This window comes from Arsenicicoccus sp. UBA7492 (assembly GCF_002479615.1).
Classification (GTDB): Bacteria; Actinomycetota; Actinomycetes; order Actinomycetales; family Dermatophilaceae; genus Arsenicicoccus; species Arsenicicoccus bolidensis.
In genome coordinates, this window is the sequence record NZ_DLOE01000050.1 from 1 (window position 1) to 11,030 (window position 11,030).

At 68.8% G+C, this 11,030-nt stretch carries 6 protein-coding genes and 1 pseudogene; 6 read left to right on the forward strand and 1 reads right to left on the reverse strand.

The window, feature by feature from the left end; translation table 11 throughout:
- Nucleotides 1-85: 85 nt before the first annotated feature.
- On the reverse strand, nucleotides 86-3,118 hold the full coding sequence (locus B4E97_RS15860) for a helicase-related protein (RefSeq protein WP_286960684.1): 3,033 nt from the start codon (nucleotides 3,116-3,118) through the stop codon (nucleotides 86-88).
- On the opposite strand from B4E97_RS15860, the gene B4E97_RS15865 reads away from it, so the two are divergent.
- From B4E97_RS15865 to B4E97_RS15890, 6 genes and pseudogenes are all read left to right on the forward strand, one after another.
- The gene (locus B4E97_RS15865; RefSeq protein ID WP_286960685.1) at nucleotides 3,074-5,809 is read left to right on the forward strand and encodes a sigma-70 family RNA polymerase sigma factor; all 2,736 of its coding nucleotides are present in this window, start codon (nucleotides 3,074-3,076) and stop codon (nucleotides 5,807-5,809) included. The two genes, B4E97_RS15860 and B4E97_RS15865, sit on opposite strands and share 45 nt — an antisense overlap.
- A gap of 113 nt (nucleotides 5,810-5,922) precedes the next feature.
- Nucleotides 5,923-7,092, forward strand: coding sequence for an ROK family transcriptional regulator (locus B4E97_RS15870; RefSeq protein ID WP_286960686.1), 1,170 nt, complete (start codon nucleotides 5,923-5,925; stop codon nucleotides 7,090-7,092).
- Nucleotides 7,093-7,193: 101 nt separating this feature from the next.
- Nucleotides 7,194-8,267 (forward strand): substrate-binding domain-containing protein, encoded by a 1,074-nt coding sequence (locus tag B4E97_RS15875; RefSeq protein WP_286957130.1) that lies wholly within the window; start codon nucleotides 7,194-7,196, stop codon nucleotides 8,265-8,267.
- A gap of 9 nt (nucleotides 8,268-8,276) precedes the next feature.
- On the forward strand, nucleotides 8,277-9,797 hold the full coding sequence (locus B4E97_RS15880; RefSeq protein ID WP_286960687.1) for a sugar ABC transporter ATP-binding protein: 1,521 nt from the start codon (nucleotides 8,277-8,279) through the stop codon (nucleotides 9,795-9,797).
- Complete coding sequence (locus tag B4E97_RS15885) at nucleotides 9,794-10,774, forward strand: ABC transporter permease (protein ID WP_286960689.1); 981 nt, start codon at nucleotides 9,794-9,796, stop codon at nucleotides 10,772-10,774. Before B4E97_RS15880 ends, B4E97_RS15885 begins: the two co-directional genes overlap by 4 nt.
- Nucleotides 10,771-11,030: pseudogene (locus B4E97_RS15890) on the forward strand (ABC transporter permease); the annotation flags it as partial. The gene B4E97_RS15885 and the pseudogene B4E97_RS15890, both read left to right, overlap by 4 nt.

Consider the following 11,030-nt stretch of genomic DNA (forward strand, 5'->3'; position numbering starts at 1 on the left):
ACCAAACCCGGGGCGGTTCAGGTCGTGAAGTAGTGCTCGCTGATCCAGTCCTCGCCGACGATCAGGGCGTCGCTGATGGGCACGGTCAGGCCCCTTCCTCGCTGGTGGACACGGGATGGTCGGCGGGAACGACGACGAGGAGCGGTCTCAAGAAGCGGCGGTCCGGTCGGCGAGCATCCGCCAGCGCCCGCTCCTGCTCGACGCTCACGCGACGCTGTCTGATGTCGCCCCGTTGGATGAGGGCGCTGGCTTCTTGGTCCCAGCGTTGGACCCGCCCGGCCCACGCATCCACTCGGGCCGCCGCGGCAGCCTCGGCGGCGGCAAAGGTCTGCTCCAGCGCTGCCTCAGCCTTATCCACGGCCGCAGGGATGCGATCCCGCAGGACTTCGATGTCGGCGATGGTGCCGGGGTTCGACATACGACCATGGACCCCGACTGCCTCAAGCATCCCGGCTGCGGAATCGTGCACCTGCACCATGGCGAACCCCGAGCTTGGGTCCGGGAACTCGACCTGGATCCACACCGCCGACACCGTCTGGCCGGCCTTGTTGGTGAGGGTGCCTTGCAGGAGGACGCTGGTCGAGTCGCCGTCGCCACGGACGGCAAAGATCTCGCCACGACCCAGACGCGCCAGGACACGATCGCTGACCCAATCCAGAACGGGATGGAGCGGGCCGAGGAAGTGCGCGGCCGGCCAGGACGACGACTGCTCGTCGCTGAGAGCACGTGCCAGCTCGGTCTTGCCCTTCGTGGCGCTCGTGGCCAGGCGCAAGGTGGTGGTGACTTGCCGATCGCTCAGGTAGCTCTGGGGTAGCACGGCCAGACGAGCCTTCAGGTCCTCTGGCGGGGTCAGCTGGATGATCTGGTCGGCCTGGTGCTCGACCCACCCCACGCCGCCCGCGCCGCGATCACCTGGCGCCTGGGCCGGCCTGGGGTAGGCGGCAGACACAGCCTCCCGGAGGAAGTCGGCGTGACTGTCATAGAGGCCGGACGCCGAGTGTGGCGAGGAGGGGGTGAGCAGTGGCGTCTGGGCTGACTCCGCCACAGCAGTGCTGAGCTGGGCGAGGAGGGCGTCGAGGTCGCCCCCTCGCAGCACCTGCTCAGGCGTCTGGACGGCTTCGTCCAGCGTCTTCTTGTGCTGGAGGACCTTGAGAATCTCGTCTTCTTCCGCCTGCACACTGTGCTGCCCCATCAGGGAGGCTGAGTCGCCTAGCGCCTGGTGAGCCTCGTGCTCCTTGAGCATGAGGGAGGTGAGGACCCGCAGATCCCCTTGGAAGTGCTGGTGACTCGGGTTGAGCAGCAGGGTGGTGATGCGCGGTGCGTGCCGCTGGCCGTAGCGATCGATGCGGCCGTTGCGCTGCTCGATCCGGATGAGCGACCACGGGATGTCGAAGTGGATGAGCTCGTGACACTGTAGGTGGAGGTTGACACCCTCACTGGCGACATCGCCGGTGATGAGAACGCGGATGGGGGAGCTCTCCTGCTTGAACTCCTCGACGATCTGCTGCTGCTCGACGTCCGTGAGGCCGCCGTGGAGGACACGCACCTGGTCTGCGGTGAGCTTGCGGTCCCGCATGACCTTGTCCCTTAGCCAATGGAGGGTGGCCACGCGCTCAGCGAACACGACCACTCGCTCGGGATTCCTTGCGCCAATCCCGATCCGGTCGAACTCGGTGAGGAGGGCGGCATACTTCCCCGCCCGTTGCTCGCTTGCCTTGCTGGCGAGCTCGATCAAGAGCTCAAGGGAGGCTTTGTCTGAGGCATCCGCTGCCTGAGCGCGCTTGAGTCGATTGCTGGCGGTCTCGGCAAGGGCGGCGGGAGAGGAGAGGAAGGCCTTGGCGAGCGTCCAGCCAAAGAGCGAGTCGCCGGCGCCCCGACCCTCGCGCGTGGCGTAGAGCCAGTGGTCGGCGAGCTCCTCCGCGATGGCGTCCTCGTCGGGGGATGCATTAACGAGGATGTTGTGAGGCTGCTGCCGCTCGACCCAATCGGTCCCGACGATGGTGGCGACCTCAGGGGAGTGACGGTGGCGTCGTATGACGAGCCGCTGCAGCTCGTCGGGGTCGATGTCACCCTCGGGCGTGACCGCCGTCGGCTCGAGGAGCCGGACCAGCTCGGCAAAGGACTCCTTCTTGCCGTTGTGCGGGGTCGCGCTGGCCAGGATCAGCGCATCCGTCTGGGGCGCAAGCACGTTGGCCAAGCGGTTGTTTTGCGTCGACGAGTTGGTGATGTTGTGGGACTCGTCGATCACGACGGCGTCCCAGTGGTGCTTGCGCAGGTGGGCGAGATAGCGGTCGTTCTTGAGGGTGTCGATCGAGATGATCGCGCGCTTGTAGAGCCCGAAAGGGTTGCGCGTGGCCGGCAGGCGCCGGCGGACGCGCTGGATCCCCACCGAGTCAAGACGGACGAAGGGCAGCGCGAAGCGGCACCACATCTCGTGCTGCATCTGCTCGAGCACGTGCTTCGGCGTGACGATCAAGATCCGCTCACCACGACCGCGACGCACGAGCTCGCTCAGGATCATGCCGATCTCGAGCGTCTTGCCCAGGCCCACCGTGTCGGCAAGCAGGATGCGAGGACGCAGGATGTCGGGGTTGAGCGCCTGGCGCACGGCGGTGCGCTGGTAGTCGAGGGGGTCCGCGAGCATCCCGTCGACGACGGCGAGGTGGGGGTCATCCACCGGCAGCGGGGTCTTGCGGAGGGCCGCCTCCAACCAAAGCCGTGACTGCCGGTAGTTGGGGCTGTCGTCGGGGACCACCCTGGTGGCGCGGGGATCGGCGACCTCGATGTCATCGAACGCCGCAGAGAACTGCGCCGACGTGCCCGCGACCAGCTCCGAGAGACCCTGGCAGGACACAAGAATCCCGTCGCGGTTGCGTCCCACCTGGGTGACCAACCACTCCTCGTCCCGGATCCACACGATCGAACCGGGCGCGACGTCCTCGGCGGTCGTCCCCTTCGCATCCACGCGCATGGGCGCCATGCTAACCGTGCGTACACGCGCTGATGCTCCAGTCGCATGGATCAGCACCCCTTCCCCCCTAGGTATGTCGGTGCCATGGGGTAAAAACCAGGCATGACCACCGAGGGCCAGCGCAATGTTGCGCACGCTGACGTCCACGACGAGATGCTTCAGGCGCTCCTGCTTGCCGAGGCGGAGGTCACGACCGAACTCGCGGACGTGGAGCAACGGTTGACGGAGATCCGCGAGCAGCTCGAGCTCGCACGCCGCTCTCTGGTGTCCACGGGACCACGACCCGGAGAGGCACGAGGGATTGGGAGCATGGCCCCGGCTGGCTTGCCCATCGACCTCTCAGGGCTCCCCCTCTTTCCGTGGCAGCAGGAGGCCCTTGAGGCGTGGGCTGGCGGGGGAAACGTCGGCATCGTGGAGGCGGTAACAGGTGCTGGTAAGACGCGAGTGGGTACCACCGCCATCGCTGCTGCGCTGGAGTCGGGCAATCGCGCCGTCGTCATCGTGCCGACCATCGTCCTCCGGGCCCAGTGGATCCGCGTGCTGCGGGAGGCGCTGCCGCATCACGCCATCGGCGACGATCCCCGCAAGAGCGACTGGCACGTCCTGGTCACAACGGTGCACAGCGCCGTCCACCTAGACCTGGCCCCCGGCGAGACGCCATTGATGGTGGCTGACGAATGCCATCGGTATGGCGCCGAGACCTGGGCCCGGGCACTGCGTACCCAATTCACCTGGAGGCTGGGATTGTCTGCCACGGTCGAGCGCGGGGACGCCGGCGACGCGATCCTGAAGGCGTACTTCGCGGGGGTCGTCTACACCCTGGGATACGAAAAGGCTCTACGCGACGGGGTCATTGCGCCGTACCGTGTCGCCTTCGCCGGCGTGGATCTTGACCATGACGAGCGGGTGCGCTACGACGATGCCTCGGACCGCATGGCCAAGGCACGAAGCACCCTGGTCAGCACCTATGGCCTCGACGGCACGCAGGTGGGCACCTTGCTGCAGGCCGCTCAACGGCTGATCGACCAATCTGCCCCAGGGGCCATCACCGCCAGGCAGTTCCTCAGGGCCTTCAGCGACCGCCGTGCCGTCCTCGCCGAGTGTCGAGCCAAGGTGCGGGCCCTCGCTGCCATAGCCGACGAGATCGGCACCGGCCGCGGCACCTTGATCTTCACTCAGACTCGTTCCTCAGCAGACGCTGCTGCCCTTGTCCTGCGGTCGCAGGGTTGCCAGGCAGAGAGCGTCCACGGCGAGACCAAAGAGGACGAACGAGAGGAGCATCTCGTGGCGCTCGGTCGGGGCGATCTGCAGGCGCTGGCGGCGCCTCGCATCCTCGATGAGGGCGTCGACGTCCCCGACGTGGACCTCGGCATCGTCCTGGCCCGCAGCAGACGTCGACGGCAGATGATTCAGCGCCTCGGCCGCGTGGTGCGACGCAAGCCCGATGGCCGCCCAGCGACATTCATCGTCCTCTTTGCCAGCCACACGACTGAGGACCCCACGTCAGGCGGGCCAGATGCCACCGAGTTCGAGGAATTGCTGCCATGGGCGCTCGAGGTCGTCACCGTCGACCTCGAACGGGAGGGGGTTGGGCCCCTCAAGCGCTTCCTTCAGGGGATCGCTGGCCGTGGCGCTGGCGAAGTCTTCATCAGGCTCCCCTCGAGGCAGGATCTTCCAGAGCTGGGCACCGCGGAGACCTCCCTGACGGACGCCTACCCCAGACGGCACCGTCGTCAGCCAGCAGCGACCGCCGCGCCCGATGTGGCAGCGACCTCAATCGTCACGGCCCCTTCAGTGATCCATCAAACGCCGCTACCGGTGGCATCGGCGGACGACGAATACGTCCTGGTTTGGGCTCAGGAGGAGGACGATGCACCCTCTCGCCAAGTCCTGACCGCCGGCGCCACTGCCGACCCGGTCAAGGACTACTTCAAGCAGATCGGGAAGGTCGCCCTCCTGAACACTCAGAAGGAGGTCGAGCTGGCGAAGCGGATCGAGGCCGGCCTGTTTGCGACGAACCTGCTGTCGTCTGGCGGCACCATCGATGTAGACCTCAGGTCCGAGCTGCAGTGGGTTGCCCAGGACGGGAAGCTCGCCAAGAACCACCTGATCGAGGCCAACCTGCGGCTGGTGGTGTCGCTGGCCAAGCGCTACACCGGTCGCGGCATGCTCTTCCTGGACCTCATTCAGGAGGGCAACCTCGGTCTGATCCGTGCCGTGGAGAAGTTCGATTACACCCAGGGCAACAAGTTCTCCACCTACGCGACGTGGTGGATCCGGCAGGCCATTACGCGGGCGATGGCCGACCAGTCCCGCACTATCCGAGTCCCCGTGCACGCTCATGAGGTGGCCGTGCGGGTCAATCGGCTTCGGCGGTCGCACGACCTCACGTGGCGCGAGTGCTACGACCAACCCACCTGCCTCGGTGAGGAGGTCACTCTCAGCCAAGTTGTTGACGCTCGTACTCACCTTGCGCCGGTTCCGGGCTTTGACGACGTACCCAACATTCTGGAGCGTCCTGACGCCGCAGACCACGTGCAGGACCTGCTGACGTCGCTGGGTCACGGTGAACTCATCGCCCAGATGTGGGAGTTCCTCACCCCACGGGAGGCGCGGGTCCTGGCGTTGCGGCACGGTCTGGGCGGTCGCGACCCCATGACGCTGGACGAGATCGGGCGTTCTTTCGGTGTGACGAGAGAGCGCATCCGCCAGATCGAGTCGGGAGCGCTGGCGTCCCTTCGTGGCGAGCCGGTCTTGTTGCAGGCGGCACACGAGTGGGGACTGGCCAAAGTCGTCGTCCCAAACAGTGATCCAACTGATCCCGTTCTGGTCGCGTGATGGCATCGGTGTCTTGCCGACGCCGATTCAAGCCCTCCGAGTCATCCGCCCATGATCCGGGTCCCATCAGCGGCCTAGGGTGGGGCGATGACCTACCGGCCCCGTGACCTGCGATGACCACGCGAACCATCGCGCGCACCAACAGCGGTCGCATCCTGGAGCTGCTGCGCGCACGAGGGCCCATGGCGCGTGCGGACGTCGCGCAGGCGACCGCGCTGAGCGTGTCGACGGTGTCGCGACTGGTGGCCGAGATGCTGGGCAGCGGCCTGCTGGTGCAGTCGGAGGACGGCGCCGTCACCGGCGGCCGGCCGACCCGGCACGTCCGGCTCAACGCCGCGGCGGCCACCACCCTCGCCGTCGACATCGCGGACCACCACACGCAGGTCGCGCTCGTCGGGCTCGACGGGACGGTCCTGCGGGAGCGCACCTGGGTGCCCGACGCCGCGGAGATGACGGGTGACGCGCGCCTGGCCCACACCCTCGACGTGATCGAGCAGGCGCTGACGGAGGCGACGGCATACGACGCAGGTGAGCACGACAACCCCCGCTGCCTCGCCCTCGGCGTCTCCGTCCCGGGCCCGGTCACCTCGGCCGGTGTCGTGCGGTTCTCGCCGTCGCTGGTGTGGGACGACCTGCCGCTCGGCGACCTGCTCCGCGAGCGCTTCGGGCTGCCCGTCGCCGTCGCCAACGACGCCAACCTGATCGCCATCGCCGAGAGCCGAGTCGGCGACTACCGCGACGCCGCATCGCTGTTCGTCCTCGCGGTGTTCGACGGGATCGGCAGCGGCATCGTCGTGGACCGTGCGCTGTGGCCCGGCAACGCCGGCTGCTCGGGGCAGATCGGGCGCATGCTGCTCGACAGCACGGCGATCGCCAACGTCTACGTCGGCTACGGCGACCTGGAGCGGCAGCTCGGGTCGGTGGGCCTCGCGCGCCGGGCCGCGGATGCGGGGATCGCCATACGGCCCGAGTCCGACATCTTCGCCCAGCTGTTCACCAGCACCGACCCCGCAGCCCGCGACCTGAGCGCCCTGGTGCTGGACCAGTTCGCCGCGGCCCTGGTCAACGTGTGCGCCCTCTTCGACCCCGAGGTCATCGTGCTGGCAGGGCGGTTCGCGCCGCTGGCCGACCACCTGCACGGCGAGCTCGAGAGCCGGCTCACCGGCCGCGTCCTGTCCGTCCCCCGCATCGCCCGCGAGTCCACCGGCCACGCCGGAGCCCTGCTCGGGGCGGCGCACGTCGCCCTCGACACCTACGGCGCGCTGTCCCAGCTGCTCGACTGACGAGATCTGCGTCACCTCTGGCGCCCGGCCCATCGGCGGGTCTACTCTGCAGACACCCTTTTTCGCATAGTGCAAATAAGGGTGAGAGCGAGGAGCCTCCAATGGGACGTAGGAACCTTGTCGTCGCGACCGTCACGGTCGCGAGCCTCGGACTCGCCGGGTGCAGCACCGTCTCGTCGACGAGCAGCAGCTCCGGCAGCGGGTCCTCAGCGGCCAAGGGGCCGTTCACGATCGGCGTCAGCAACGGCTTCGTCGGCAGCGAGTACCGCACCCAGATGGTGCAGGACATGCAGGACGCCGCCAAGCCCTACCAGGACGCCGGCGAGCTCAAGCAGCTCGTGCTGGAGAACCAGGACACCGACGTCAACGGTCAGATCCAGCAGGTCCGCAACCTCATCAAGGCCCGGGTCAACGCGATCATCGTCGACCCCAACTCCGGCTCCGCCCTCGACGCCGTCTTCAAGGAGGCCACGAGCGCGGGCATCAAGGTCTATGCCATCGACCAGGCGGTCACCGAGAAGTCCGTGACCAACGTCGGCATCGACCAGGGCAAGTGGGCCGAGACCAGCGCCAAGTGGCTCGCCCAGCAGCTCGGGTCGGGCAAGAAGGTCGTCGCCGTCAACGGGATCTCCGGCCATCCGGCCAACGAGGCCAGGTGGGGCGCGGCCAAGAAGGTCTTCGACGCGGCCGGCATACAGGTGCTCACCACCGCCGACGGCGGCTGGGACCAGGCCAAGGGCCAGCAGGCCATGGCCAACCTCCTGGCCACCTATCCCGACATCAACGGCGTGTGGACCCAGGACGGTATGGCGCAAGGAGTCCTCAAGGCGCTCGTCGCCGCCAAGAAGCAGAGCTCCATCGTCACGACCGGCGAGGCCCGCAACGGCTTCATGCGCCTGTGGAGCCAGCAGGACAAGGCCTTCAAGTCCGTCGGTGTCGTCAACCCGCCCGGGACCGGCGCCACGGCGCTGCACCTCGCCATGGCCGAGCTCAAGGGCGGCAAGATCGACCCGGCCAAGCTGACCGACGGGCACTCCGTGGTCCTCGACCTCGAGCCGGCCATCACGCCGGAGAACTTCACCGCCGAGTGGGACAAGGTCAAGGACAAGCCCGACACCTACGTCCTGGACTCGATCCTCACCAAGGACGAGGTCGCCGGCCTCCTGGCCAAGTAGGCCCCGCCCGTGCCCACCCCGCTGCTCACCGTCCGGGACGCCACCAAGAGCTTCGGTGGCGTCCGGGCGCTGCGGGGCGCCTCGCTCGAGGTCACGGCGGGCGAGGTCCACGGCCTGCTCGGCCCCAACGGCTCCGGCAAGAGCACCCTCAACAAGGTCGTGGCGGGGTCGGTGCGGCCCGACTCCGCCACGATCCACCTCGACGGCGCCCCCGTCACGATCGACTCCCCGATGGCCGCCCACCGCCTCGGCATCAGCGCCGTCTATCAGCAGCTCAGCCTCGTGCCGCAGCTGTCGGTGGCGGACAACCTCGTGCTCGGCCTCGAGCCGACGCGGCTCGGTCTCGTCCGCGGCCGCCAGGCTCGTGGGCGCGCCGGGCAGATGCTCGACACCCTCCAGCCCGTCATGGGTGCACCGGTCCGCCTCGACGACCCGGTCCGCCGCCTGACGCCCGCCCAGCAGCAGCTCGTCGAGGTCGGCAAGGCCCTGCTGCGCGACCCGCGCATCCTCATCCTCGACGAGGCCACCGCGTCGCTGCACCGCGACCAGGTGGCGCTGCTGCGCGAGCTCGTCGAGGACCGCCGCCAGGCGGGGTGCTGCATCATCTTCGTCTCGCACCGCCTCCACGAGATCGTCGACTTCTGCGACCGGGCGACGATCCTGCGCTCGGGGTCGACCGTCGCCACCGTCGACGCCCGCACCACCACGCCCGACGAGATGATCCGCCTGATGGTGGGCGACGTCGGCGACGTGACCCGACGGGGCGCGCACGAGCCGACCGGGGACGTGCGCCTCCAGATGCGCGAGCTCACCAGCCCCGGCATCGACGCGATCTCCCTGGCCGCCGAGCGCGGCGAGATCGTCGGGCTCGGCGGCCTGCAGGGGCAGGGTCAGTCCGAGCTGCTGGTCACGCTGTTCGGCGCCATGCCCGCCACCTCGGGGACGGTCAGTGTCGACGGTCGCGAGGTCGACCTCTCCTCCCCGGTCACCGCGGCCCGCGCCGGCATCGCGCTCGTCCCCGGCGACCGCAACACCCAGGGCCTGTTCGCCAAGCGCAGCGTCCAGGACAACATCTCGATCGCCAGCGCCGGTCGTCGCGCCACCGTGGGCCTCACCCGTCAGGCCGTCGAGTCGTCGGTCGCGCGAGACATGGTGGAGCGCCTGCGGATCGCCGTCGGCAACCTCGGCCAGCCCGTCTCGACGCTGTCCGGCGGCAACGCGCAGAAGGTCGTCCTCGCCAAGTGGATCCTCAACGAGCCCGCCGTCCTGCTGCTCGACGACCCCACCAAGGGCGTCGACATCGGCGCCAAGGAGGAGATCTATCGGATCATCCGCTCCCTCGCCGACGACGGGGCGGTCGTGGTGATCAACTCCAGCGAGGACAGCGAGCTGGTCGCCCTGTGCGACCGGGTTCTCGTCCTCTACGAAGGGGCCGTCGTCGAGACCCTCGCCGCCGCCGACCTCACCGAGGAACGCCTCGTCGGCTCGTCCATGCGGGTGCCCGCCACCACCGCCGAGGAGGCCGAGTGACCACCCCCACCGTCGTGCCGTCCACCAACCCCGCGACCGCGCTGCTGCTGGCGCGCGTCTCGCGCAGCACGACCTGGCTCCTGCTCGCGGTGGCCATCGGCCTGAGCGCCGTGCTGCAGCCGGACTTCTTCTCGGCGTACTCCATCGCCTCGTCGTTCTCCGGCTTCCTGCCCCTCGTGCTGCTCGCCGTCGGGCAGGCCGTCGTGATCATCGGCGGCGGGCTGGACCTGTCCCTCGGCGCCTCCCTCGGCCTGGCCAGCGTGGTCGGGCTGCTGGTCATGGACGGTCAGGACGGCCGACTGCCCCTCGGGATCCTCGCCGCCCTCGCCACGGGTCTGGCCTGCGGCCTCGTCAACGGCCTGATCGTCGCGGTCGTCCGGCTGCAACCCCTCATCACGACCTTCGCGACGGCCTCGATCTTCATCGGCGCGACCCTGTGGGTGCTCCCCAAGCCCGGCGGCACCGTGCCCGCGGCACTCACCACCTCCTTGCGTATGGCGGTCGCCGGCCTCCCCGTCACCCTGCTGCTCACGCTGCTGCTGGGCCTGTCCTGGCTCCTGCTGCGCCGCACCCGTTTCATGCGCCACGTCTATGCCATCGGCGGGGACGTCCAGGCGTCCTACGCCTCGCTCGTCCCGGTCACCCGCACCCAGATCTCCACCTATGCCTTCGCCGGCACCTTCGCCGGGCTCGCCGCCGTCGCCGTCCTGGCCAACAGCGGCTCCGGAGACCCCTATGTCGGTGGGGACTTCGCGCTCAACTCCGTCGCCGCCGTCGTCATCGGCGGCGTCGCGCTCCGCGGGGGCGAGGGCGGGGCGATCGGCGCGATCGCCGGCGCCGTCGTGCTCTCCCTGGTCAGCAGCATCCTGTTCTTCCTCAGCATACCGACGACCTATCGCCAGCTCGCCCAAGGACTCGTCGTCATCGGTGCCCTGGCCCTGTCCGCCCTGAGCGCCCGCGGGCAGGAGGCAGCATGAGCACGCTCGCCACCGAGAGCCGCACCGCCCCCGCCCGGCGGGTCCTCACCAACCCCGTGGTCGTCGCGTTCCTGCTCGCCGTCGCGCTGGTCGTCGTGGGGGAGATCGTCTCGCCGGGGTTCGGGTCCTACGGCCAGGTCGTGTCGATGCTGCGCGTGGCGTCCTTCCTCGGCGTCATCGCGATCGGGCAGACGCTGGTCATCCTCAGCGGCGGCGAGGGCATCGACCTCAGCGTCGGCAAGGTCGCCACCCTCGC

Coding starts and splice junctions, on each gene's coding strand:
- B4E97_RS15865 (WP_286960685.1), top strand. CDS start 3,074: ATGACCACCGAGGGCCAGCGCAATGTTGCGCACGCTGACGTCCACGAC.
- B4E97_RS15870 (WP_286960686.1), top strand. CDS start 5,923: ATGACCACGCGAACCATCGCGCGCACCAACAGCGGTCGCATCCTGGAG.
- B4E97_RS15875 (WP_286957130.1), top strand. CDS start 7,194: ATGGGACGTAGGAACCTTGTCGTCGCGACCGTCACGGTCGCGAGCCTC.